Origin of the sequence: Acinetobacter sp. YH16056_T (assembly GCF_024605895.1) — a bacterium.
Classification (GTDB): domain Bacteria; phylum Pseudomonadota; class Gammaproteobacteria; order Pseudomonadales; family Moraxellaceae; genus Acinetobacter; species Acinetobacter amyesii.
The window spans coordinates 2,987,122-3,011,864 of the sequence record NZ_CP094545.1; the positions used below are offsets into that span (position 1 = coordinate 2,987,122).

General features: G+C 41.5%; 22 protein-coding genes. 17 read left to right on the forward strand and 5 right to left on the reverse strand.

Annotated features, from left to right (window positions below; translation table 11 throughout):
• Window positions 1-117: 117 nt before the first annotated feature.
• Window positions 118-639 carry a hypothetical protein gene (locus MST17_RS14525; RefSeq protein WP_180024754.1) on the forward strand — a complete coding sequence of 174 codons (522 nt, stop codon included), beginning with the start codon at window positions 118-120 and terminating at the stop codon, window positions 637-639.
• Between the two features lie 138 nt (window positions 640-777).
• Here MST17_RS14525 and MST17_RS14530 read toward each other — a convergent pair whose 3' ends face one another.
• Entirely contained in the window at window positions 778-2,196 is a 1,419-nt protein-coding gene (locus MST17_RS14530; RefSeq protein WP_180026790.1) for a phosphate--AMP phosphotransferase, read from the reverse strand.
• Window positions 2,197-2,401: 205 nt separating this feature from the next.
• Between MST17_RS14530 and MST17_RS14535 the strand changes: the two genes are divergently transcribed.
• From MST17_RS14535 to MST17_RS14565, 7 genes are all read left to right on the forward strand, one after another.
• Window positions 2,402-3,115, forward strand: a complete 714-nt coding sequence (locus tag MST17_RS14535) for a hypothetical protein (protein WP_180026789.1) — start codon at window positions 2,402-2,404, stop codon at window positions 3,113-3,115.
• A gap of 225 nt (window positions 3,116-3,340) precedes the next feature.
• The gene (gene ubiE, locus MST17_RS14540; RefSeq protein WP_078189802.1) at window positions 3,341-4,285 is read left to right on the forward strand and encodes a bifunctional demethylmenaquinone methyltransferase/2-methoxy-6-polyprenyl-1,4-benzoquinol methylase UbiE; all 945 of its coding nucleotides are present in this window, start codon (window positions 3,341-3,343) and stop codon (window positions 4,283-4,285) included.
• 16 nt (window positions 4,286-4,301) lie between these two features.
• Window positions 4,302-4,970: an SCP2 domain-containing protein gene (locus tag MST17_RS14545; protein ID WP_180002881.1), complete on the forward strand. Its 669-nt coding sequence runs from the start codon at window positions 4,302-4,304 to the stop codon at window positions 4,968-4,970.
• An 18-nt stretch (window positions 4,971-4,988) separates the two neighbouring features.
• Window positions 4,989-6,608, forward strand: a complete 1,620-nt coding sequence (locus MST17_RS14550; protein ID WP_180007065.1) for an AarF/ABC1/UbiB kinase family protein — start codon at window positions 4,989-4,991, stop codon at window positions 6,606-6,608.
• Between the two features lie 111 nt (window positions 6,609-6,719).
• Window positions 6,720-7,127 carry a hypothetical protein gene (locus tag MST17_RS14555; RefSeq protein WP_180026788.1) on the forward strand — a complete coding sequence of 136 codons (408 nt, stop codon included), beginning with the start codon at window positions 6,720-6,722 and terminating at the stop codon, window positions 7,125-7,127.
• Window positions 7,128-7,233: 106 nt separating this feature from the next.
• Window positions 7,234-8,313 carry a patatin-like phospholipase family protein gene (locus tag MST17_RS14560; RefSeq protein WP_180026787.1) on the forward strand — a complete coding sequence of 360 codons (1,080 nt, stop codon included), beginning with the start codon at window positions 7,234-7,236 and terminating at the stop codon, window positions 8,311-8,313.
• A gap of 72 nt (window positions 8,314-8,385) precedes the next feature.
• Entirely contained in the window at window positions 8,386-8,700 is a 315-nt protein-coding gene (locus MST17_RS14565) for a hypothetical protein (protein ID WP_078189807.1), read from the forward strand.
• 70 nt (window positions 8,701-8,770) lie between these two features.
• Here MST17_RS14565 and MST17_RS14570 read toward each other — a convergent pair whose 3' ends face one another.
• The 3 genes from MST17_RS14570 to MST17_RS14580 all read right to left on the reverse strand — a co-directional run bounded on the left by MST17_RS14570 (window position 8,771) and on the right by MST17_RS14580 (window position 15,601).
• A complete protein-coding gene (locus MST17_RS14570) occupies window positions 8,771-10,951 on the reverse strand; it encodes a SulP family inorganic anion transporter (RefSeq protein ID WP_180026799.1) in 2,181 nt (726 codons plus the stop codon).
• A 232-nt stretch (window positions 10,952-11,183) separates the two neighbouring features.
• Window positions 11,184-13,151, reverse strand: coding sequence for a DUF2075 domain-containing protein (locus MST17_RS14575; RefSeq protein WP_180026798.1), 1,968 nt, complete (start codon window positions 13,149-13,151; stop codon window positions 11,184-11,186).
• A gap of 89 nt (window positions 13,152-13,240) precedes the next feature.
• Entirely contained in the window at window positions 13,241-15,601 is a 2,361-nt protein-coding gene (locus MST17_RS14580) for a Tex family protein (protein ID WP_180007060.1), read from the reverse strand.
• Between the two features lie 335 nt (window positions 15,602-15,936).
• Here MST17_RS14580 and ompR point away from each other — a divergent pair, with 335 nt between their 5' ends.
• From ompR to MST17_RS14605, 5 genes are all read left to right on the forward strand, one after another.
• A complete protein-coding gene (gene ompR, locus MST17_RS14585; RefSeq protein WP_078189809.1) occupies window positions 15,937-16,701 on the forward strand; it encodes a two-component system response regulator OmpR in 765 nt (254 codons plus the stop codon).
• Between the two features lie 285 nt (window positions 16,702-16,986).
• Window positions 16,987-18,447: an ATP-binding protein gene (locus tag MST17_RS14590; protein WP_111885830.1), complete on the forward strand. Its 1,461-nt coding sequence runs from the start codon at window positions 16,987-16,989 to the stop codon at window positions 18,445-18,447.
• A 206-nt stretch (window positions 18,448-18,653) separates the two neighbouring features.
• The gene (locus tag MST17_RS14595; RefSeq protein WP_180007250.1) at window positions 18,654-20,171 is read left to right on the forward strand and encodes an acetyl-CoA hydrolase/transferase family protein; all 1,518 of its coding nucleotides are present in this window, start codon (window positions 18,654-18,656) and stop codon (window positions 20,169-20,171) included.
• Window positions 20,172-20,299: 128 nt separating this feature from the next.
• Window positions 20,300-20,719, forward strand: a complete 420-nt coding sequence (locus MST17_RS14600) for a GNAT family acetyltransferase (protein ID WP_180007058.1) — start codon at window positions 20,300-20,302, stop codon at window positions 20,717-20,719.
• A 148-nt stretch (window positions 20,720-20,867) separates the two neighbouring features.
• The gene (locus MST17_RS14605) at window positions 20,868-21,554 is read left to right on the forward strand and encodes a DsbA family protein (RefSeq protein WP_111885832.1); all 687 of its coding nucleotides are present in this window, start codon (window positions 20,868-20,870) and stop codon (window positions 21,552-21,554) included.
• A gap of 76 nt (window positions 21,555-21,630) precedes the next feature.
• On the opposite strand, the gene MST17_RS14610 is transcribed toward MST17_RS14605, so the two are convergent.
• Entirely contained in the window at window positions 21,631-21,831 is a 201-nt protein-coding gene (locus MST17_RS14610) for a dodecin family protein (RefSeq protein WP_067761311.1), read from the reverse strand.
• Window positions 21,832-22,068: 237 nt separating this feature from the next.
• Here MST17_RS14610 and MST17_RS14615 point away from each other — a divergent pair, with 237 nt between their 5' ends.
• The 4 genes from MST17_RS14615 to MST17_RS14630 all read left to right on the forward strand — a co-directional run bounded on the left by MST17_RS14615 (window position 22,069) and on the right by MST17_RS14630 (window position 24,729).
• Window positions 22,069-22,317, forward strand: coding sequence for a glycine zipper domain-containing protein (locus tag MST17_RS14615; RefSeq protein WP_218946142.1), 249 nt, complete (start codon window positions 22,069-22,071; stop codon window positions 22,315-22,317).
• 232 nt (window positions 22,318-22,549) lie between these two features.
• Entirely contained in the window at window positions 22,550-22,738 is a 189-nt protein-coding gene (locus MST17_RS14620; protein WP_111885834.1) for a hypothetical protein, read from the forward strand.
• 351 nt (window positions 22,739-23,089) lie between these two features.
• The gene (locus tag MST17_RS14625; RefSeq protein ID WP_078189814.1) at window positions 23,090-23,269 is read left to right on the forward strand and encodes a hypothetical protein; all 180 of its coding nucleotides are present in this window, start codon (window positions 23,090-23,092) and stop codon (window positions 23,267-23,269) included.
• Between the two features lie 11 nt (window positions 23,270-23,280).
• Entirely contained in the window at window positions 23,281-24,729 is a 1,449-nt protein-coding gene (locus MST17_RS14630; protein WP_180026786.1) for a hypothetical protein, read from the forward strand.
• Window positions 24,730-24,743 lie beyond the last annotated feature (14 nt).

Below are 24,743 nucleotides of genomic sequence, written 5' to 3' on the forward strand. Positions count from 1 at the left end.
TCTTGGGCTGTCTATGCGACTTTGACAAGAGAATAGATTGCAAAAAATGCTTTTAAACAAGTATCTTAATGATACTTTATGAGAAAAAAACCAATCCAGTATCAAGGGTATCTGCTTATGAAAATTGATAACATTCCTGATTCCATCGACCCTAACTTAAATCTGGACATTATTCGCGCTGAATGCTTAGAGCTCGTCAAAAAACGTGCTTATTTTTCAGCAGGTGCAGCTATTATTCCTGTGCCATTTTTGGATGTGGTGATTGACGTCGGAATTTTGTCACAGCTCATTCCAGAAATTAATGCGCGTTTTGGTTTAGCGCCAGATCAAATTAGTGTGTATGATCCAAAAACCAAACAAATTCATTGGACGGAACTGCGTAAACGTGGTGTCGAATTTTCTGGTTTAGTGGTTGCACGAACCGCGATGAAAAAATCGCTGAATAACATTGCAGCAAAATATATTACCAAACAAGTCACTAAATTTATTCCATTAGGTGGACAATTGGTGGCAGCCAGTTTGGGTTATATTGTGATGAAAAAAGTCGCTGAAACCCATGTAGAAGAAAGCTACCAATTGGCGAAGCGTATTCAACAGAAATTTCCGAACCAACCTGTCCCAACGCCTAACAATGGTTAACGAAACGATGTATAGCGCATCAACAAGATTTAATAATCAAAGTGATCTAAACCATAGATCTAAAGATGAAGTAAATCTGAAAATGAGCGAGTTTTGAAAATGAAAAAAGCCACGAATATCGTGGCTTTTTTCATGCATTTAATCTGCTTTCAATTGCGCCAAGATCGTCTCTAGCACTTGTAAGCGCGCACTGTGCTTGTCATTGGTGGCGATCACATGCCACGGCGCATATTCTGTATCCGTGCGTTGCAACATATCTGCGGCAGCTTTGAGATAATCATCCCAACGGTCACGATTCCGCCAGTCATCTGGAGTAATTTTAAAACGCTTATGCGCGGTTTCTTCTCGGGCTTTAAACCGTGCAGCTTGCTCATCCTTTCCAATGGCTAACCAGAACTTGATGACAACCGTTTGACTGTCATATAAGTCCTTTTCAAAACGGTTGATTTCATCATAGGCTCTCTGCCATTCAACCGTATTGGCAAAGCCTTCAATTCTCTCAACCAAAACGCGACCATACCAACTGCGGTCAAAAATCGTGATCTTTTCTTCAGGGACAATTTTATTCCAAAAGCGCCATAAGTATGGACGGCGTAGCTCATATTTTTCGGGTGCTGCAATGGTATGAATTTCATATTCGCGTGGGTCCAACTTTTTGACGATGCGTTTAATTGCCCCGCCCTTTCCTGCGGCATCCATTCCTTCAAAGACGATCACCACATTGCGTGAATCAAAACGTAAAGCTTCAGCCACCTTGCGGCTTAATTTTTTTAATTCTTTTTTATAATCAGCCTCATCAGCCACGACAGTGCTGGGTTCCAATAACGCCTGTGGTGTTTTGGCTTGTTTCCAGCGCCCCACCGCTTTGGTTTCATGTGGTGGACAATGTTTTAAAGTGCGTAAAATATGCTGTGCAAATTGTTGATCACGGACTTGCTCATCTTCACAGTCGATGATGACCCAGTCATGACTAAAACGCTGACGTAAACGTTGTAGGTTGTCATATTGTTTTTTATTGCGCCAATCTAAACCATGCAATTTATGCCAACGCGCTTCACTCGGGTCCATTTCATCCAAGCGCTTTTGTAAGGATTTCCAAGATAAATCGAACCAGACCTTAATCACATCGACATGATTATTTTTTAGGTCTTGTTCATAGGCTCGCATGTTCTCGACATATTCATCAAATAAGGTTTCATCCAAAGGCTTCGACACATGCATGGCGGTACTGAGCAAATCACTGTACCAGTTTCCAAACATCACCATGATTTGCCCTTCGGCAGGAATAAACCGTGCATAAGACTGCCAAAAGGTTTGTTTTTGATTAAACATGATCGGGGCATCCGCTTTCACCCTTAAGTAGCGTGGATCGACCCATTCGCGGAGCTGTTTGACAGCCTCTCCCTTACCCGCAAGCTCGATTCCACTCACTAAAATCAACATGCTTTTGGCATTGGGCTGACGGCTGGTATTTTTCAGTTGATACTGCGCTTCAATCAGCTCAACCGAGAGTTGTTCTTCATCCATCAATTGAAATTCTGTTTCTTTTAAGCTCATGGCGGACCCTTGGTTTTATTCTGTTTTGAGTATAACCATGCCGTTCATCACACAACAATGCTTTCATGTATGTGCTGAAATGCAAAATATGACCGTTTCTGCAACAAACTGACTCAGATTGACCTGTAATTTCGTCACTTTGTCATAGCCCTAAGCTCCAACACCCACTAAGATTCAAACATCTAAAAAATAATTGAGACACTCAATGTCCAAACTTGCAGTATTAGATGATTTACTTGAACTGTATTACCAGTTGAACTACCACAAAAAGCCAGAAATTTTACAGCGTTTACAAGATGTCCAGCAGTGGCAAAAACAGCGCATGCAACGTACGCATGCTGTGCAATTTGCTGAAAAACACAATGTACTGATGTCTGAATATTTTATTAACCGTTTATATGGCGGTCCTGATTTTGATGCATTAGCTGCACAAATTGCACGTCTCACCCGCTATGCGCATAAAGCAGAAAAACTAATTCCAGACAATGCCATTAAGACCGGCACTTCGGGCGTACAACTTGCGATATTGGCCGTACAGCTTGACGAACAAGTGGCCATTCAATTACTGGAAGATTATCCAAATAATCCAACCCTGACCGATGAAATGATGCGCCAGACCTATCTCAAGCTCGATCAGGGCAAAGACCGCATGTTGCAACTGCAACTGTTAGACGATTTAGGTCGTAATTTAGATAAATATATGCGCTCGTTTATGGTCTATACCGCCTTTAAAATGTGTAAGGGCGCAGCAAACAAATACAACTTCGAAGTGATGTACGACTTTATGCAAGATGGCTTCTTGGCGATGAAACCGCTCAAGTCAGCAGAAAAATTTGTCCGCGAATTTACCGCTGTAGAACGCCAAATCGTTGACCGTGTACATGCCGGTGACCCGAACCCGTTTCAGCCTGCGGCTTAACAAAACTCACATCCCACAAAGCCCATGTTTGATATAAAACAAACTGGGCTTGCAAGACTGAATTCAGATTTTTTATAGGGGATTTGCAAAGCAATTACAGCAGACCCTTATTTTTTCTGTATATTATTCACAACAAATGCAAATGACTGCTGTATAACAACAGAGAATCTGTCATCATGCTTGCAAAGCAACATTAACCCTATTTATAAGTTAGGAGTGACTCTAATGTCTAACGAGAATCAAACGCCTGCCCCTACACCTGAGTCGGCACAAAATACAGACAAAGTGAGTCCATTCTTAACTGAGCCTTTACCACAAGGGACAGCGCAAGGTCAGCAACAATCTTTAGAACAACGTCTGACCGACACACCTGTGACAGGTTCAGTACCCAAATATAATCTGCCACGTGGCGCGAATACTGGTAACGTTGGGGCAACCACGCACTTTGGTTATCAAACCGTGAGCAGCGAAGATAAAGCACAAAAAGTAGCGGAAGTTTTCCACTCAGTGGCTGCAAAATACGACATCATGAATGACTTAATGTCATTTGGTATTCACCGTCTATGGAAACGTTTTGCCATTAACATGTCTGGTGTACGTCGCGGTCAGCACGTCCTAGATATTGCAGGCGGTACTGGTGACCTTGCCAAAGTATTTAGCCGTGAAGTTGGCCCGACAGGTCATGTGGTGCTTTCAGACATTAATGAATCGATGCTCAATGTCGGTCGTGACCGCCTCATTGATGCTGGTTGTACCAATGTCGATTTCGTTTTGGCCAATGCTGAAACTTTAGAACCTTTTGCAGACAACAGTTTTGACCTATTGACCATTTCATTTGGTCTACGCAACGTGACTGACAAAGATGCTGCACTAGCTGCCATGTACCGCGTACTTAAGCCAGGTGGTCGTTTACTGATTTTAGAATTCTCTAAACCGGTATTTGAACCTTTCTCAAAACTGTATGACTTGTACTCATTCACTGCATTACCGATCATGGGTAAAATCGTAGCGAATGACTCTGAAAGCTATAAATACCTTGCAGAATCAATTCGTATGCACCCAGACCAACGTACTCTTAAAGGTATGATGGAAAATGCGGGCTTCCAAAACTGTGATTACCACAACTTAACGGGTGGTATCGTGGCTGTACACCGTGGTTTCAAACTTTAATACTGCAGGCTGAACTATGTGGTCGATTCTCGCACTTGGTGCAGTTGAACGCTTAATTCATCATGTCATTGATTTGGATGCGATTACCCGCATCCAACTGAATGAATTGCAAGGCAAAATGCTTCGTGTGGTGATCGACTCACCACAGTTGTCGGTGGATGTGTTTTTTGACGATCAGAAAGTTCGCTTAGAACCGACGCCAACAGGACATACTGAAACCGCATCCATCTTTGAGCAACGCCCTTTCGAGCAGCAGTCAAACATAACTGAAGCAACGGCGACCTTACATGTCAAAACGGTCGTCGAGCTCCTCAAACTGCTGTTGGCTGAAGATGTCGGCAATATTCCATTGCAAGGTGATTATCACTTATTGCAGGATATCCAGCGCATTATGCAGCAAGCTGAGCCTGATTTAGCTTCGCATCTAAGCCCTTGGATTGGTCCAAGCCTTGCGCATGAAATTGGTAAGTTACAACTTGCACCCAAACATCTCAAACGTACTTTACAAAGCCATTTGTTCTTTGCTGAAGACGCGTTAAAAGAAGATTCAGGCTTGCTTGCCCCACGCTGGCAAATGGATGACCTGAATCAAGACACCCGAATTTTGAATCAAAATCTGGACCGTGCAGAAGCAAAAATTCAGCAGCTGCACAGCCAAATTGACTCATTACAAGACAACACTTAAGACTAGGTAATTGCATATATGATTCCGCACGTTTCACGTTTACTCGACCTTTGGCGCATTGCTGCGCACTATAGACTCGACACGTTGTTTCCTGCGGAAGAATTACCGGAAAAAGCCCGTCATATTATTTCCCTCATTCGTATACATCCTGCAGCACGTTTAAGCAAAGAACGTAAAAATCCACTGAAGCTAAAACAAGCTTTAGAAGATATGGGACCTTTGGCCATTAAACTCGGTCAATTACTGTCTACCCGTCGTGACTTGATTCCACCTGAAGTTTTACAGCAATTGGTGCTTTTACAAGACCGTGTAAAACCTTTTTCAAATGACGTTGCCAAAATGCGCATTCAGGAATCACTCAAAGCCGATGTTAATACCTTATTTGCACGCTTTGACGAGCAACCTTTAGCCGCAGCATCTATCGCACAAGTGCATACTGCTGCACTGCATGATGGTCGCGAAGTCGTAGTGAAAGTGGCTCGCCCGAATATTCGCAATCAAATTCTGCATGATTTTGAAATATTAGAGTGGCTTGGTCAGTTCCTTGAAAAACGCCTAGAAGCCGCTCGTGCCCTGCATCTATCTGAAATTATTCAAGACTACCGTCAAATTATTCTCAATGAATTGGATTTGACTTTAGAAGCGGATAACACGCGTCGTATGCGTCATTACTTCACCGGTTCAAGCATGATGTACGTGCCTGAAGTCTATATGGACAGCCGTGATGTCATGGTCGAAGAGCGTATTACGGGTGTACCAATTTCAGATATTGCGACCTTTGATCGCTTGGGCATGGATCGTAAAGATTTAGCCGAAAAAGGGCTCACCATTTTCTTTACCCAAGTGTTCCGCGACAACTTCTTCCATGCAGACATGCATCCGGGGAATGTCTTCGTCGAAACCATTAATCCAAGCAATCCACGCTTTATTGCCTTGGACTGCGCGATTATGGGTGAGCTTTCAAAGCACGACCAAATGACCGTAGCACGCATGCTGCTTGCGGTTATGAACAGCGACTTTATGCAACTGATTCAAATCGTGCATCAAGCGGGTTGGATTCCACCGGGTACAGATCAAGATGCCTTAGCACGTGAAATGCGTCGTACCGTTGGCCCAATGGTCTCTAAACCAATGCATGAATTGGACTTCGCCGGCATCCTGATTCAAGTGATGGATATTGCGCGTCGTTTCCATTTAGAGATTCCGCCACAACTGATGTTGCTGCTCAAGACCTTGGTCCATGTTGAAGGTTTAGGAACTGATCTCTATCCTGAATTGGATATTTGGAGTTTGGCAAAACCAATCCTCACCGATTGGATTAAAGCGCAAATGAATCCGCAGAAAAACTTAAAAGAACTCGGGCAAAAAATTCCAGACTTACTTTTAGGTGCGCAAGATTTACCAACGCTGATGATCGACAGCCTGAATGGTTTAAAAAATCAGTCGGCTTGGCATGCCAAACAACTGAATGAACTGCAAAGCATGCGCCTGCAAATGGAACATCAGCAAAAACGTAGTTGGGTTTTTGGCAGTATTATGGCCATCTTCCTCTCCATCGCGATAATTGCGCCATGGTATGTTTCCATCGTATTAATTGCACTTTCAAGCTTACTTGCCATTTGGCGTGTGTTTAAATAATCTGTGTTTAAATGATCTTGATGTATCCATAGCTCCTTTAAGCCTTTTGACAATAAAAGGCTTAAAGCCATAAAAACAAAAAATTCAAAAATTTAAATAAGGCTGAACGCCATGTCATACAGTTATTTAGGGGTACTGTATGGTCGAAACCCTCTCCGAGCATGTGCAACGGCCTTGCTGTATAGTTTTTCGACCCTGCTCGATGTGTTGGTTCAATTAAATATGCACATGCCTTTTCTAAACTGGCAACCGACAGCCAACACCACCCTGTATCGGATGCAGCATAGCGCTACATTTTGGTGGATCATTCTCTTTAATGCACTTCCCTGTTTATTCCTACTTTGTTTGCCACAGCAAAAGCTGATGGCGGGGTTAAATTATTGGTTATTAGCTGGGGCCGTGATTTTTATCATTAACCTATTTGCTTGGGCGGTCTTTCCAATGGCGACATGGGCAATCGTCTGCCTCAGTTTGTTTCAATTGCATCGGCATAACGAACAACTATTACAGCATTCCTGAGAGACGCCCTGATATGACTGAGAAGTCATTTGTCGGAAGTTTCAGCCATTGGGTCTGTGCAAAAACGCACTAGAATAATTCTACGACTGTATTTTAAGCGACTACCATGACTCAAATTTTGCAAAAAAGACCGCCTGCGCTCAATATCCGTGCTGGCCATTTAGCCCGCCAACTGATTGAACAAGAGAGTTTAAACGCTGCTCAAGTGGATATCCTGCCCGGTGCTGCGGGTGGTCCGAAAGGCATTGGTATTCAAGGTTTAGATCAGGCGATTTTTGCTGACTTTTTGCCACGCGCGCAACAAAAGCGTACTTTAATTGGTTCATCGATTGGCAGTTGGCGCTTTGCCAGTATTGCTGCTTGGGGAGCCATTGAAGGGACGAAACGCCTCTCTGAGCTGTATACCAATCTGAGCTTTCATAAAAAGATGAGCCGTCAAGAAGTCAGCGATGTGTGTCGTGGCATGCTGATCGATTTGATTCAAGGTCAAGAAGCGGCACTGGTTAATCACCCGGATTATCACCTCACTGTGCTTTCAGTCAAAGCTCAGCATATTTTCCAAAGTGATAAAGCCCTGCCGCTGTTAGCCTCTGTCGCAGGGATCGTGGGCACGACAGCGCTCGCACGTAAACACAGTCGTTATTTCATGCAGCGTGTAATTAGTCAGCCTGTGTCAGGTCATCAATTTACCGTGGCGGATGATGGCTTTACCACGCATTACCATGCATTGACTCAAGACAGTGTCATGCCGTGGCTTATGGCTTCTGCATCTATTCCCGGTGTCATGGCCGCGATACGTGATATCCCTGATGCGCCACAAGGCAGTTACCGCGATGGCGGCCTGATTGACTATCATATTGACCTACCCTTCCAAAGTCAGGGCATCGTGCTGTATCCACATTTCACGGATAGCATCACCCCAGGTTGGTTTGATAAATTATTTAAACGCCAAGCCAATCCTGAAAATCAGGCGCGTACCCTGTTACTGTCACCTTCACAAGAATACCTTGCAAGCTTGCCGCTTGGCCGACTGCCTGACCGTAAAGACTTTACCCTCAAAGGCTTAGACAACCAACAACGCATTAAAATGTGGAATCAATGTGTGGCTGAAAGTCAGCGTATGGGCGATGAGTTTTTGGAGTTGGTTGAAAAGCAACATTTCCCAGCAGTCATGCAAGCACTCTAAGCGTTACAGTAATCTCTTGCGAGGGACGCTATAATCCTATTTCAAAATTTTGAGCTTATTTAGTATAGATTTATGCGGATATTTTTAACTGTTTTGCAGTATGCCTGCATCGCTTTTGCACTTTTCCTTGTTTATCAAGTGTCAACCGCCTTGATCAGCGGCCAATACGATTTAATGGAAGTAGTGGCAGATGTCGGTACCATTTTAATTTGTATCGATTTGGCGGTATTTTTATTTACTAGTAATGCAAAACAAGGCATTAGTATCGAAGACTATGCGAAACAATTGGAACAAAAACCGTCTAAATTGGTATATGTCACCCGTAAATTGGGACACTTCGGTATTTTGCTGATCATTACCAGTTGGATCGTACCGATGATTCGCTAATGTATTTTAGTTCAATAAAAAGGATCATCATGTGTTCATGATGATCCTTTTTTATGTCATCGGATTTTATTTATCCGAAGAAATTAACCCGTCCAGTTTTTACATCATACACTGCACCAACAATCGCCACTTTACCTTCTTGCACCAACTGCTGTAGCACTTCACTATTTTGCAAAATATAGCGGATGTTGTAATGCACATTCATTTGCGTCACTTGCTCTAAAAATGCCGGACTCAGCGTTTGTGGTTGCATCAATTCGGCAACACGCGATACAGACTCATTGAGTGGCCCCAGCACATATTGAATATGTGGCATACGCGTCAGGCTCTGAATCGATTGACCAGCTAAATGCAACTGACAAGCACTGCTAACCGCACCACAGTCCGTATGACCAAGCACCACGATCACTTTGGCACCTTTGGCTTCGCAGGCAAATTCCAATGATCCCAAAACTTTTTGTCCCGCGACATTCCCCGCAATGCGTAAACTAAATAAATCGCCAATTCCAACATCAAAGATCATTTCAGTCGGCGCACGAGAATCCATACAACCTAACACTGCCGCAATCGGATGCTGCCCTTCTTCAGCAGTCACCCGCAGTTGCCGATAGATATCTCGTTGCAAACGCTCATTTTGTACAAAACGTTTATTGCCTGCTTTAAGCAAAGCGAGCACGTCCTCTGGGTTCAAACGTTGCTGTAAAGCTGCTGTACTAATATCTATATCTAATGCCGCCTCCTGCGCATCGGCATAGTGTGTCTTGAAACCAATCAACTGCACTTGCACTTTACGCTGCACAGCCTTTTCCTGTTGGTACTCTTGAATGAGTTGGAAAATATCAGCATCCATATCACTCACATGTGTGGCATCAATCACCACTTGTTCGCCGCGATGGATATGTTCCAATGCAGATATTAATGCCGAACGGTTGAGAAAACTGACTTGTGAAGGCAATTCAATCCGTGTAATCACCCCATGTAAATGATGCTCTTTATACACCTTCAGTCCCTTATTAAAATTGGCATATAAAATAAAGGCCGCACTACTGGCTAAACCAATCAAGATTCCGAGCAATAAGTCTGTGAGTAAAATCGCCAACAAGGTAATGATAAAAGGAATAAATTGTTTCCAACCTTTTAAATACAACTGTTTAAACAATTTGGGATGTGTCAGTTTAAACCCAGTGAGGATTAAAATTGCGGCTAATGCTGAAAGCGGAATCATGTTCATCAAAGGCACTAAACACAGTACGGCAAACAAGAGCAATACGCCATGAAAGATGGCAGAACATTTACTTTTAGCTCCAGCACTAGCATTGACAGAACTACGAACAATTACTGACGTTAGCGGCATCCCGCCTATAGCACCCGAAACGACATTGCCGATGCCTTGCGCCCATAACTCTCGGTTGGGGGGTGAAGAGCGCTTATGCGGATCCAATTTATCTGCTGCTTCTAAATTCAATAAAGTTTCTAATGACGCCACAACCGCCAAAGTGATAGCGCCCGTATAAATCAGAGGATTATTTAAAGCGGTCCAATCCGGAAAGATCATCACATTTTGTGGCTGATCCCAAAGGTTAGGAAGTTGGATGAGATTTGATGGATGAACTGCAAAAGACGAGCCACTAAGCACCAACACGGCATTACATAGTGCAGCAAGAACGACAGCAACCAAGGCTGAAGGCAAAACCCATTTTTTGCATGGGCTCTGCTCCCAAAGCAACATCAGTACAAGGCTACCGATACCGATCACAATGGCACCCACATCCCATTGCAAATTGAGCGGCTGTGACTGCCACAACACTGACCATGAAAATTGGTTCAAGCCAAACAGATAAGGCATTTGACTCCCAATCAAGATCAGCCCGATAGCTGCCAATAAACCCAATATGACATTGTTCGGAATAAAGTTGGCAAAGAAACCGAGCCTAAATATGCCAAATCCAATCTGTAAGATACCGGCAAAAACAATACACAATAAAAAGGCGGCATAGTTGCCGCCGAGTAGTTCAAGCTGTACCAAAATGACTGCTGTTAAACCTGCTGCTGGCCCTGCAACACTGATATGTGAGCCACTCAGTGCCCCAACTAAAATACCACCGACAATGCCGGCAATAATGCCAGAGAGAATCGGTGCGCCAGAAGCCAATGCAATGCCTAGGCATAGCGGTAAAGCCACGAGAAATACCACTGTTCCAGATAAAAAGTCGTGAATATGAAATCGATGTCGTTCAATTTTAGATGTCATCATTTTACCGTTTATAATAAATATCAAATAATTAGATGTAAGTATGTAAAACCTAAAGTTTGTGACCACTTTATGGCGTGACTTATATTGTCTGACAATCGAACGATTCTATAGTGTGTTTTGATACGTGATTTGTGTGATTTTTACACTTTATTGCGAAGTTTAAGATTCAGCTCATTTATCTTTGATAGGCCTTAAAAGAAATAAAAAAACCTCCCAAATGGGAGGTTTTTTATAGCGTATTGAAACCACATTGCTTCAAAAAATTATACGTCGAATCATAATATTTCTTGGGACGAGTCCAGTCACTGTCATCTACAGATGGTATATACAACACCATACCTTGTCGCGCCCGAGTCAGTAGCACTCGATATGCATTTAACAGGTATTTCTGCTTTTCAGTTTGCCTTATATTTTGCCATCGACTACCTTTAAAGGCTTGAAATTGCCAATCTTGATCAAAATAAAAATTAATATCCCATGCCACGCAACTGTAATCTATTTCCAAGCCTTGCACATCAAACTCAGTTGCAATATCTTCCAAATAATACGCAGAACGTACATCTGTATTTGAATTCAAAAACCAATCTGCAGGTGTTATTTTATTCTTTACATCAATACCTTCGGCTTTTAAACGTCTGGCACCCGAACTAGCAATAACCCCAAAGCGCTCTGAACCCTTAGCCTTTCTTTTTAACCACTGTTTAGCAACATTAAAATTACGACAAAGCAGAATAGGATAATCTTGGGACATCATATGGTAAGTTTCTTTCGCGGACTTTGCATCACCATCTAATACATGTTGAATCAAATGTGAAACTTGTTCGCTGCGAAATGACCGGACAGAAACAGCAAGATGTAAATCTTCCTCATTTTTTCCATTTTTTTGAACCCAGAATTGTTGTTTAGGATCAGTTAAATAGACTTTATCCTGCAAAATTTTGTTAGAAAAGTAGATCTTCCATTTCGGGTATTTATGTTCTAATGCTGATAGCCATTCAGAAACACCTGCTTCTCCAGTGTTAATCTCCTGCCCACCACCAATCAGGCAAACAACGACACACCAATCAGCGTGGCGATCCATAACACTAATGAGAAACTCTGGTTCAGACATCGAAAAATTATCAATACCTTTTTTCTGTTTCATAAAGTTTGAAACCTGATCCTTTTGCCAGGCCCTTTGAGCTTCATCAAAAATAACGACTTTTTCGATTGGCACCTCATTTGATTTCAAATAATGATCTCTAAAATGATGAATATTTTGTATAAAGGCTTTGGCTTCACGTTCTGCCTCAGATCGCGTCTTTTTTTCTGTTTGTTGCTTAGCAAGTTCCACGGTATTTCGAACCAATGCTTCACGTAAAACATCAACTAAAGGACCATTCCCAGATAAAAATACAGAATGTTCTTGTTCATTTGTTTTTAAACGCTGGTTCGCAATATTAAGACCGGCCAATGTCTTTCCTGCACCAGGTACACCCGTTAAAAAACAAATCGTTTTTTTATTTGTTAATTTTGCATCTTCAATAATTTGTTCGATTTTTTTCGAAGTGATCGCTAAATTTTTTGCACCGGCATCACTTCTAGAAATTTCATCCACTGTATGACCTTGATATAACGCCTGAGCTGCTTCAATAATTGTGGGTGTTGGTTTATATCGAGACTCAACCCACTGTTTGATATTAAGTTGCGTAAGACCTGCAAATTGATAAAGCGCTTGTTCGATTACAATCCGTAAATTATGGGTGTTACAGCATAAAGTATCTTGATAAGTGGATACCGCTGACCATGACTGTTCACAACTTTGAGCTTGGGTTGAAATTAAAAGTGGTATGACCTTTTGCTGATGACTACCTTCATGAAAATTCAACAAATCCAAACAATAATCTATGACCTGAGTCTTAGCATATTGTGGGTAACTCTTTTCACCTACTTTAAATTCAATAACAAAAATTAAATTACGTATCAAAAGAATGTTATCTACGCGCTTACCCATCCGTGGAATAGAGAATTCAAAAAAGATTTCTCCCTCATCTAAAAAATCCAACTGTTGTTTTAAAATCTCAATTTGTTTTAACCAAGCGTTCTTTTGTAAATCTTCCAATGCAAATTCATGCTGTAGTGCCAAAGCCCCCATAATTTCTTGTTCATTTGTATGTATGAATTGTTGCACTGAACCCTGATAATAACTACGTAACATCATGATCTTCTAAGTTTATTTAAGCTTTGATTGTTTTAATCTTATATAAAAAAACCTCCCATATGGGAGGTTTTTTTAACAGTTAAAGATTACTTCGAACCTTTAATCCCTGCTTGTAATAACAACGCACCTAAACCACCAATTTTATTTTCTTGTGGTTTCGCTGCTTGAGGTTTTTTATGACCTTGTGGGCGGTCGCCTTGCGGACGGGCATGCTGTGGACGTTTCGCATGTGGCTTACGCTCACCACGTTGTTCTTGCTGGGCATTGTCACGACGTGGTTGACGTTGTGGTTTCGCTGCAGCAGCACCTTCTGCACGCATAGACAAGTTGACACGGTTACGTTCAACATCGACATTCAAGACACGAACTTGAACAATTTGACCTGGTTTCACGACTTTGTGCGGATCTGCAACAAATTCATTTGCAAGTTCAGAAATATGCACTAAACCGTCTTGGTGTACACCCACATCCACGAATGCACCGAAGTTGGTTACATTCGTAACCACACCTTCAAGCTGTAAACCTTCAGTCAACTGCGCCACTTCTGTGATGTCTTCACGGAATTTAGCCGTGCGGAACTCTGGACGTGGGTCACGGCCTGGTTTTTCAAGTTCAGATAAAACGTCTTGAATTGTCGGTAAACCAAATTGGTCATTTACAAATGCTGCTGCATCGATCTGACGGATAATTTCAGTATTACCAATAATATCTTTTACAGTCGTCGCTTTTGCTTCCACAATTTTTGCCACCAAGTCATATGACTCTGGGTGAACTGCAGATGCATCCAATGGTTCAGAACCATCTTGAATACGTAAGAAACCTGCTGCTTGTTCAAAGGTACGTTCGCCTAAACGAGGTACTTTCTTCAAACTTTGACGGTTATCAAAACGACCATTTTCTTTGCGGAATTCAACGATTTGCTGTGCAATCGATTTATTTAGACCCGCGATATAACCCAAAATAGCAGATGATGCTGTGTTGACATCAACACCTACTGAGTTCACACAGTCTTCCACAACCGCTTCTAGCGTTTTTGCCAAACCGGTTTGGTTCACATCATGTTGGTATTGACCCACACCAATCGATTTAGGATCAATCTTCACAAGTTCAGCCAATGGATCTTGTAAACGACGTGCAATCGATACAGCACCGCGGATCGATACATCTAAATCTGGCAATTCATTTGACGCCAATTCAGATGCTGAGTAAACCGACGCGCCTGCTTCAGATACCGACACACGAATCAAGTTCAAGTCTGTATTTGCTGCCATCATTTCAGCTACAACAGCTTCAGTTTCACGGCTTGCAGTACCGTTACCAATGGCAATCAGTTCAACATTAAACTCACGGCATAGACGTGCAAGTTCAGCCACTGATCCAGCTTTGTCTTCTTTCGGAGCAAATGGGTAAATCGTGCTATGTGCAAGGACATCACCTGATGCATTCACAACAGCCAATTTCACACCCGTACGGATGCCTGGGTCTACACCCAATGTGCAACGTGCGCCTGCAGGAGCAGAAAGTAATAAATGACGTAGGTTTTCAGCAAAGACATCCATCGCTTCAGCTTCAGCAGCCAAACGTTTTTCAGTCAATAATGAATGTTCAATCGCAGGACGAACTTTACCGAGCCAGAACAATTTTGCAGTTTGTTTTAAGAAATCTGCACGCGCTTGTGGTTGTGCTGTTTCTAAATTGTATTCAGTATCAATACGAGCCAATGGTGCATCATCTTCACCATCGACTTTTAAGCCCAAGACATTTTCTTGACGGCCACGGAGCATCGCCAATAAACGGTGTGAAGGGACTTTATTTAAGCTTTCAGAGAAATCAAAGTAATCACGGAATTTTTTACCGACTTCTTTTTTCTCATCGCTTGCAACTAAACTTTTCAACACTGCAGTTTTCGCAAATGTCGCTTTTAGCTCAGTGGTTAATGCAATATTTTGTGCCCATTCATCAATTAAAATGTGTTGAATCGCATCAAGTTGACTTTCAACATCTGCATAATCTTCATGGCTAAAGCCTGCCAAAGCTTCCGTAGGATCGATCGCTTCATTAAAGATTTTTTCAGCGATTGGGCCTAAACCCGCTTCTTTGGCTTTAAATGATTTACTGGTACGTTTTGGACGGTACGGTGCGTAAATCTCTTCTAAAGCATTTTTCGTTTCTGCTGCATTCACGCGAGCAAGTAAGTCATCAGATAACTTGTTTTGTTCTTTTAGAGATTCGATTACCTTTTCACGGCGCTCAAATAAATCACGCAGGTAAGTCAGACGTGTATCGAGCTGACGTAATTGAGTATCGTCCAGACCTTGCGTCACTTCTTTACGGTAACGTGCGATAAATGGAACACTGGCACCTTCATCAATGAGCTTGATGGCAGCTTCAATTTGATTTGGACGTACGGCAATTTCTTTTGCCAACTGCTGAACTAAGTCAGTCATCGTATTAGATCCCTGCAAGGATAAGTTCTAAAAGCCATGATTATAAAGACCAAGACCATAAAATCCACAATTGTTTTTATAAATTTATTCGTGGTTTTTAATGCCAGTTCATCTCAAATACACATTTTTTTACGAAACTGACTATGAAACAGCAAATTAGCGAGACTTAGATAAGCAAACTGATTCGAACAACATGTATACATTTGGTATCTATGTCTTGATTTTAACTGCAATATTTGTTGCTTTAGAGCATAGTAAATTTATATAAATGAATCGTATACTCAAGTGAAATCGACTTTTTGTTTACGATGACAATAAAGAATAAGGAGCACGTCATGAGTTTAGTTGTACCTGCTGAAAAAACAGATGCCGTACAAGCCGAAACCGACCGAGTCGAACGCATTCTGGTTGTCGATGATGATGTGCGTCTACGCACCCTCTTACAACGCTTCCTAGAAGATAAAGGTTTTGTGGTCAAAACCGCACATGATGCGACTCAGATGGATCGTCTGTTGCAGCGGGAACTCTTTTCCCTGATTGTGCTCGACTTTATGTTACCTGTTGAAGATGGCTTGAGTATTTGTCGCCGTCTGCGCCAATCTAGCATCGATACCCCAATCATTATGCTGACCGCTCGTGGTAGTGATTCAGACCGTATTGCTGGACTTGAAGCCGGTGCAGATGACTATTTACCAAAACCATTCAACCCGAATGAGCTTTTGGCACGTATTCGTGCCGTATTACGTCGTCAAGTGCGTGAAGTTCCGGGCGCACCAAGCCAACAAATGGAAGTGGTGTCTTTTGGTCCGTGGTCACTCGACCTGTCTACTCGTACATTAACCCGTGAAGGTCAAGTCGTCACATTAACAACGGGTGAATTTGCCGTACTTAAAGCATTAGTTCAACATCCTCGTGAACCACTGACACGCGACAAGTTAATGAATCTTGCTCGTGGTCGTGAATGGGGTGCTATGGAGCGTTCAATTGACGTTCAGGTTTCTCGCCTGCGTCGTTTGGTTGAAGAAAACCCAGCACGTGCACGCTATATCCAAACCGTTTGGGGCGTGGGTTATGTCTTTGTTCCAGATGGTGCTGAATAATCCAAATAAATAGTAATAAAAAATTCCGCCGTTCATTAGGCGGAGTCTTTTCATTGAACATTAAATTTATCCAATAACCTGCGGTTCGCCTTACTTTTGTTTCGGCAAAAGTAAGCAAAACCATTGTCATACGCAAAACTCGTCTCATTTCTGCTTCATATCAGAATCATCGCAGAAACATAATCTATTCCATGCTTCCTGCCTCGAACAGTTGCGTATGACCTGAACGCGTATCCAACAGGGTTAATTGATCTCACACTCTAAAATTTACTCTAGGGATATAGCGTGAAACTCGAACCCATCGACCCACAGGAATTTACCGACTACGTTACCTACTCCGAAAAAAAACGGACACCTTGGGAACGCTTCCTCGATAAAATCAAACCCCGCTCTGCAGCCATGCGGACCACCGTATTGGTCTTATTTGTGGTGTTTTTTAGCCTGTTTATGTCCTTATGGTTCTTTTGGCGCACACTCTATTTACCCGAAATTCAACAACATGCTCGTTACCTCGCGGTCGAGCTTGAAATCATTAACAATCCTGATTTACGGATTTTTCATAACAATGCCGAAGTGGATGTCGACGACTGGATGCGCAACCGTGTCGGGATCGAATATGTGACCGATCCGAAAGAATTCCCCAATGTCAAAGACAAAGTCATTGCAGAGTTCTTTACCAATCAAATTGAAAAGAAACTGGCCAAAGAAATGCGCATTGATAATGCGACCGTGTATTTCCAATTTAAACCTGACCCACGCATCTGGATTCAAACTCCAGAAATGAATGGCAACTGGGTCCGCGAGCCTTTAAAAACCTATGCCAACTATAGCGCAGAGCTGATTTTAGGCTGGTTATTGGGTATTCCGCTGATTGCTGGCATCATTATCTTAACCTTGGTTCGTCAGCTCAACCGTCCACTAAAACGTTTACAAGATGCGGCAAACAACTATAGTAAACACGGCACTGCACCTTATTTAGAAACCAACCATGGGCCACAAGAAATCCGTGAAGTAAACCAAGCCTTTAACCACATGGTCTACACGCTGGAACAAACTGAACGTGATCGCCGCATCATGTTGGCCGGTATTTCCCACGATTTGCGTACTCCGCTGACCCGTATTCGACTCAGCGCAGAAATGATGCCTGATGATGACTTCCTAAAAGAAGGTCTGATTTACGATGTTGAAGATATGGATGCAATTCTGAATCAGTTCATTTCGTATATGCGAGATGGCTCTGATGAGGTTCCGCAAGATACTGATTTAAATGCGCTATTGCAGGAATTAGTGATTCAATTTAAACCTTTAGATATTCGCTTTGAACCTCAAGACTTACCGATTATTCAAGCACGTAGCCTGTCCTTAAAACGATTAATAGGGAACTTAATCAATAACTCAAAACGCTATGGTGCCGAGCCGATTGAACTGTCTACCGAATATGAAGGTGACCATATTCAAATTCGCGTTGCCGATAATGGCGAAGGGATTCCTGAAGACCAAATTGAAGACCTGATGCAACCTTTTGTACGTGGTAATGATGCACGTACCATTCAAGGCAGTGGACTCGGTTTAGCCATTGTAAAACGTATTGTGGATATTCACGAAGGTCAACTTTCAATTCACAATCGAGCAGAAGGTGGACTCGAAGCGATCATTTCTTTACCACTGCAAAAACTCGAAAATGATGAAATATTAAACAACAGCCCATTGGAAAAAATTAAGCAAAGTTTAACTGAACGCTTTTAACAAGCGTTCAAAAAAGCAACGAACAGTTTTGTTTAAGCTTTAACCATTGATATTTTTAACTTTATTATTCAGTAGTTTAAAAAACATAATAAAATCTTATACCCACATTTTTTCAAAAAATTAGACCTTAGCCTAACAGGTATGCAAAATGGCTTTTTTGATCGGTACAATCCGTATCAGTTTTGAGAATTTCACGAGAGTATATGATGTCTTTAGATCGCATCCGTTTAGCTGCCCTTCACGACAAAGTTATCAGCGCAGAAAAAGCTGCTGAATTCATTCAGGATGGTATGACGGTAGGTATGAGTGGTTTCACACGCGCAGGTGAAGCGAAAGCTGTACCTTTAGCGTTGGTTCAACAGGCTCATGCTAATCCTCTTAAAATTACCCTAATTACTGGCGCGAGCTTGGGTAACGATTTGGACAAAAAATTGACTGAAGCAGGTGTTCTTGCTCGTCGTTTACCGTTCCAAGTAGACAATACATTACGTAAAGCCATCAACAAAGGCGAAGTGATGTTCATCGATCAGCATTTGTCTGAAACAGTTGAACAAATGCGTAACCTTCAGCTTAAAAAGCCTGATGTGGCAATTATTGAAGCTGTTGCGATCACTGAAGATGGTGGCATCATCCCTACAACTTCTGTAGGTAACTCTGCAAGCTTCGCAATTTTTGCTGAAAAAGTGATTGTTGAAATCAACACCAACTTAAGCCCAGCATTCGAAGGCTTACACGATATTTATATCCCAACGTATCGTCCAACACGTCAAGCGATTCCATTGACTCAAGTTGACGAACGTATTGGTACACATGCAATCAACATCGATCCTTCAAAAATCGTAGGTATCGTATTTAACAACGAATTGCATGACTCTCCATCTACAGTGACTGCACCTGATGATGAAACTCAAGGTATTGCAAACCACCTGATCGCTTTCTTTGAAAAAGAAGTAGAAGAAGGTCGTTTACCGAAAAACCTTGGTCCATTACAAGCAGGTATCGGTTCAATTGCAAACGCAGTATTGACTGGTCTTAAAGATTCAAACTTTGAAGACTTGATCATGTACTCTGAAGTACTTCAAGACTGTACATTTGAATTGATCGACGCAGGCAAAATGAAATTTGCTTCAGGTTCTTCTATTACGCTTTCTGCTAAATATGGCGAAAAAGTATTTAATAACCTTGAACAATACAAAGACAAACTTGTATTACGTCCACAAGAAATTTCGAACCATCCAGAACTTGTACGTCGTTTAGGTATCATCGGTATCAACACTGCGCTTGAGTTTGATATCTACGGTAACGTGAACTCAACTCACGTTTGCGGTACAAAAATGATGAACGGTATCGGTGGTTCAGGTGACTTCGCACGTAATGCACACTTGGCGATCTTCGTGACTAAATCAATTGCAAAAGGCGGCGACATTTCTTCTGTTGTTCCATTTGCTTCTCACATTGACCATGCTGAACACGACGTTGACATCTTAGTTACTGAACAAGGTCTTGCTGACTTACGTGGTCTTGCTCCACGTGAACGTGCTCGTGCAGTAATCGACAACTGTGCTCACCCTATGTACCGTGATGCGCTAAATGATTACTTCGACCGTGCATGTGCGAAAGGTGGTCAAACACCTCACCTTCTACGTGAAGCATTGTCTTGGCACATCAACTTCGAAGAGAACGGCCACATGTTAGCTGCTCAACCAGAAGTTAAAACTGCTTAATTGACAGTGAAATAAGAAAACGCTCTTCGGAGCGTTTTTTTTATGGCTTTTATTTTTCAATATGACTTATCAAGTCTGCAAAACTCGACTAATCTAAATTGGTCAAAATACATGCTAAAACAAAAATTATGTTTATTATCCGCCCCTATCTCGAATCTGATTTAGATGATGTAATTGCACTTTGGGAACTGTGTGATCTGACCCGTCCATGGAATAACCCTGAAATTGATATTTTTCGAAAACTAGCGCAACGTGATCAATTATTTTTATTGGCTATCAAAGATGATCAATTGATCGCAACTGTGATGGGGGGCTATGATGGACATCGAGGCTGGGTCAATTATCTTGCTGTACATCCACATTTTCAGCGTAATGGCGTTGCCACCGCCCTCATTCAACAATTAGAAAAACGCTTAATTGCTTTAGGTTGCCCAAAACTTCAATTACTGATTCGCCAAGACAACATTGACGTACAAAATTTTTATGAACAATTGGGCTATGAAGAGGTTGAAGTGATTTGTTTGGGTAAACGTTTAATCACGGATTAATAGTCCGACAAATCTTCGGTCAATCCTTGAAGCAACATAAAAAAAATTCGACATTGCACCATCGAAACAAAAATGGATTGCATTGCTTGGCTTTAAATTTTAGGATTTGCCCCCATCATTTTCCCAGAACATAGAAAAGAGATTTCCCATGCGTGTAGATATCTGGTCAGACGTGGTTTGCCCATTTTGTTATATTGCGAAAAAACGCCTTGAAGCTGCTGCCGAAGAATCGGGTGTAGAACTTGAAGTGTTTTGGCATAGCTATCAACTTGATGCAGATGCGCCCGCTCGCCTAGAAATTTCTAATACTGAACGTCTAGCTCAAAAATATGGCCGCAGTATTGAAGAAGTAGAGGAAATGCAGCGCAATATTGCCGAAATGGCAAAAGCTGAAGGTATTGAATTTAACTGGCAAAAAGCCAATTCAGGCAATACTTTCAACGCGCACCGCTTGATTCATCTTGCACAAAGCAAAGGTCTCGGCAGTGAAGCCAAAGAAGCTTTCTTCTATAGCTATATGACGCAAGGCTTGGCCATTGGTGAACGTGAAACCTTAGAAGATGTTGCATCTCGTATTGGTCTAAACCCTGTTGAAGTCGATGACTTATTAGACTCAGATGAATTTGCTGATTTCGTCAAATACGACGAAGAAGTAGCACGCGATCAACTTAAAGTTACGGGTGTACCGTTCTTTGTATTTGAGCAACGCATTGCTTTAGCAGGCGCTCAACCGAAAGATGTATTTAAAAAAGTGATGGACAAAGCTGCGGAACTCCCTGAGCTTGCTCCTACACCTGTCTGTAATGATGAAAGCTGTGAAACACCTGAAAAATAATTCAGCGCGTTCAATCAAAAATCCCCGAACTTCGGGGATTTTTTATGATCAGTTTTTAACATCAATAAAATGAAACTTATTCCACCAAGAAGCTGATTTTTAAGTTCACTCGATATTCCGCAATTTTATTGTCTTTCACCACAACTTTTTGTTCATTAATCCATGCACCCTGAACGTTCTTTACGGTTTCAGTGACTTTATTAATTCCCGTTTGGATGGCATCTTCAAAACTTTTTGTGCTACTTGCATTTACTTCAACGACTTTAGCAACAGACATTGTATTTATCCTCATTGTTATGATTTTGAATCTTCATCATATGATTAAGTCACTTATTTTGGTTATTTTTTAAACATCAAAACAGCAAAATATTACATGTCTTACACAGGAGTGAATTCCACTTCGAGGGATTACAAACTGACCATCATTTATTACATGCTTTCTGTTTAAGCCAAGGCCACTACCGATTAGGCTAAAAGCTTCATTCTTCAAACGATCATGCTCGGGAGTAATGTCATGACTATTGAACCTCAAGCAACTTCTGCTGAAACCGAACTATCTACCAATACAACCCCTCAAACAACCACCAACGAGTCCCAAACAGGGAAGAATAGCTTTCTCTCACGTTTTTCTCCGACCGTCAAAGGTGCTGCGATCGGAGCTGTTGCAGGCAGTATATTACCTGTTTTTGGTACGATTAGTGGTGCCATTATTGGTGGTATCGCAGGCAAAGTCTATGAAAAGAAATGTGCCAAACATTCATAGATTTTTCATCTATATCTGAGTGATACGCCGCTGTCACTCAGCCACTAAAAACTCTAGAGCAATAACTCTAATAGACTGTTTTATATGAATATTAAATCCTACCATTTATCTTGTGTTGCCGAATCGATCATTTTTAATTGATTATTTTTTGATATTATTTTCACATAAATTCAAGTGATTAATTTTCTCCCTGACTCAATTTTTGAGTTACTAATGATTGATAGGAATACACATGAACGCAATCAAATATGCTATGGCTGTTGCTGTGATGGCGCTTTCTGCAACTGTTTCTGCACAAATCGTTTACGTACCTGATTTTCCAGTAAAAAAAGCTGTAACTGCTGAAACTGCCAATGCAGAGAGCCAAGCTCCAGCTGCTGATACAACTGAAGTTATCACAAACACAGAAAAAAAAGCTTAATTTTTAGCTGATTTTTCCATAAAAAAACCGATGGCTCCCACCATCGGTTTTTTATTTTATGTGCCTTTACTTTGGGCTTTATTCTTTACTTAACATTAAAAATGAACATCTAAAAGCGCTCAATCGCTGATGATGACTTCAAAAAAATTGATCCAACTATGCCGCGATAAAATTTGCAAAGCGTATCTTTAAGCTGATGATTTGGTATTATTTTTAAACAAAATACGCATTAATTGTCATATTCAACACTTAATTTGTAGAAGCTGACATTTATTTCCATGTTTTTTTTAATGAAATCTCTATAATCAAATGAACTAATCGACTTCTTTATTTTTAAATTTACATTGTCCTATGCAAGAACTTCAGGCACTGATACAAGGAAAAATTTCACCGCAGGTCATCGATATTGAACGCCTGATTGAATTGGCCAATACATATCGAAACCCGAATTCGGCTGAATATAAATTAGTAGAACTTGCAACCAATATTGTATTGGCTAAATATTTAGAAAAAGCACAAAAAGTCCTTTAGGAAGCGGACAAATGAATTTACAAGAGAAAGTACAATTAATAAAAGAAATCCATGTACTGACCCATCAACTTGAACATCGTGCTTTAAGTTTTTATGAAACGGCGCTTTCTAAACGTCGGATTCATGAAATTTTTGCCTTATGCGATGAACCAATTTTTCAAAAGCAAATATTAAGTTATCGCGCATTAACTAAGCCACAAATGGCTGCAACTGAATTTTCCAAACAAACGCCATATTCATGGTTATTTCGTGGCTATTTTAACCATGATGCTGCACTTGAAAATGCTTTATATCAATATCCAGAGATGGGTTGGGCCTTGCTGCATGACCATGAATTAGGTTGGCAAGTGTGGATGATTCCAGCCAAACAGCGCACGGCTTTACTCAGTGAATGGGGCAATTTTAGCGAATGCTATGATTGGTTAATTGAACAACAACAGCTATATAAATGTTTAATCAGTGATACCGATCTACGTCTACATGCCTTACGCCTAAAGGATGAAATCATCTCAGCGCCAAGCTGTGTTGCAGCAAGTGTGGACGACCTACTGCCAATTGAAGCGATAAATAAAGACGGATCTGTTGATCTAGATCATTGCGATAAGCAAATCAATAAAGCGGATACGTTGCTTGATAACTCAAATACAAATAAACCGGAGCTTTCTGCACCTGATACCGTTCCTCTTGTTCTAATTGAGCAGCCAACACATGCGCCATCGGAGGAACATCTCAACTCGACAATGGCAGGCGTTGAATTTCCTGAACAGGTTCAAATCGCTCAATATACCGCTCGCGTTCAAACGCTGCAAAACATCGATGCGCAATTGGCCTTGTATGAATTGCAGTTTATAGATCAGCCTGAACTCACAACGCAACTTGATGTTCTATTACATACAACAGATGGTACAGATTGGAAAAACCAGCCACTGTATTTAGCAGAGCAAATCAATACCGAAGGTCGCTTCATCAAATATCTCTTGTTGTTTGGTGCGCAAACGCAGATGGAAGCCATTCGACTCTCTCAGCTGTTTTGCCAACAACATCAACATGAACTTGCCGCGATTAAAGTCATATCATGGGACAGTCTAGAGCAACTCTGTGCTGCACCTGATCAGCTCTATCAACAGTCTCAGCATGCTGAAATGATTTGGTCGCAAAACGACTATTATCCATTTATCCCGGTACAGTTAGTTCATACGCAAAAATTCATTCATTTTGATGAACCTGAACCGACGCTACATACCCCGCTGTTATTATTACAAGAACGTCAAAAAATACGTTTAATCCACGGTCAAAAACGCATGGCACTCTTGCGTACTGAACAAGCCCTTCCCTATTTGATCCTCCATCGACAGCAAGGTTTAAATTGGCAAAGCATCCAAAATGTGATCCAACAATTGGCTCAACCCATTGATGTGATTTCGCTTTATCAAGCACTTAAGCAAATGACCGAAGATTAATTGCATTTATTTTG

What these genes read in the sequence shown, in the direction of transcription:
- MST17_RS14525 (WP_180024754.1), top strand. Translation starts at nt 118, where the DNA reads ATGAAAATTGATAACATTCCTGATTCCATCGACCCTAACTTAAATCTG.
- MST17_RS14530 (WP_180026790.1), bottom strand. Translation starts at nt 2,196, where the DNA reads ATGAGCTTAAAAGAAACAGAATTTCAATTGATGGATGAAGAACAACTC.
- MST17_RS14535 (WP_180026789.1), top strand. Translation starts at nt 2,402, where the DNA reads ATGTCCAAACTTGCAGTATTAGATGATTTACTTGAACTGTATTACCAG.
- ubiE (WP_078189802.1), top strand. Translation starts at nt 3,341, where the DNA reads ATGTCTAACGAGAATCAAACGCCTGCCCCTACACCTGAGTCGGCACAA.
- MST17_RS14545 (WP_180002881.1), top strand. Translation starts at nt 4,302, where the DNA reads ATGTGGTCGATTCTCGCACTTGGTGCAGTTGAACGCTTAATTCATCAT.
- MST17_RS14550 (WP_180007065.1), top strand. Translation starts at nt 4,989, where the DNA reads ATGATTCCGCACGTTTCACGTTTACTCGACCTTTGGCGCATTGCTGCG.
- MST17_RS14555 (WP_180026788.1), top strand. Translation starts at nt 6,720, where the DNA reads ATGTCATACAGTTATTTAGGGGTACTGTATGGTCGAAACCCTCTCCGA.
- MST17_RS14560 (WP_180026787.1), top strand. Translation starts at nt 7,234, where the DNA reads ATGACTCAAATTTTGCAAAAAAGACCGCCTGCGCTCAATATCCGTGCT.
- MST17_RS14565 (WP_078189807.1), top strand. Translation starts at nt 8,386, where the DNA reads ATGCGGATATTTTTAACTGTTTTGCAGTATGCCTGCATCGCTTTTGCA.
- MST17_RS14570 (WP_180026799.1), bottom strand. Translation starts at nt 10,951, where the DNA reads ATGACATCTAAAATTGAACGACATCGATTTCATATTCACGACTTTTTA.
- MST17_RS14575 (WP_180026798.1), bottom strand. Translation starts at nt 13,151, where the DNA reads ATGTTACGTAGTTATTATCAGGGTTCAGTGCAACAATTCATACATACA.
- MST17_RS14580 (WP_180007060.1), bottom strand. Translation starts at nt 15,601, where the DNA reads ATGACTGACTTAGTTCAGCAGTTGGCAAAAGAAATTGCCGTACGTCCA.
- ompR (WP_078189809.1), top strand. Translation starts at nt 15,937, where the DNA reads ATGAGTTTAGTTGTACCTGCTGAAAAAACAGATGCCGTACAAGCCGAA.
- MST17_RS14595 (WP_180007250.1), top strand. Translation starts at nt 18,654, where the DNA reads ATGTCTTTAGATCGCATCCGTTTAGCTGCCCTTCACGACAAAGTTATC.
- MST17_RS14600 (WP_180007058.1), top strand. Translation starts at nt 20,300, where the DNA reads ATGTTTATTATCCGCCCCTATCTCGAATCTGATTTAGATGATGTAATT.
- MST17_RS14605 (WP_111885832.1), top strand. Translation starts at nt 20,868, where the DNA reads ATGCGTGTAGATATCTGGTCAGACGTGGTTTGCCCATTTTGTTATATT.
- MST17_RS14610 (WP_067761311.1), bottom strand. Translation starts at nt 21,831, where the DNA reads ATGTCTGTTGCTAAAGTCGTTGAAGTAAATGCAAGTAGCACAAAAAGT.
- MST17_RS14615 (WP_218946142.1), top strand. Translation starts at nt 22,069, where the DNA reads ATGACTATTGAACCTCAAGCAACTTCTGCTGAAACCGAACTATCTACC.
- MST17_RS14620 (WP_111885834.1), top strand. Translation starts at nt 22,550, where the DNA reads ATGAACGCAATCAAATATGCTATGGCTGTTGCTGTGATGGCGCTTTCT.
- MST17_RS14625 (WP_078189814.1), top strand. Translation starts at nt 23,090, where the DNA reads ATGCAAGAACTTCAGGCACTGATACAAGGAAAAATTTCACCGCAGGTC.
- MST17_RS14630 (WP_180026786.1), top strand. Translation starts at nt 23,281, where the DNA reads ATGAATTTACAAGAGAAAGTACAATTAATAAAAGAAATCCATGTACTG.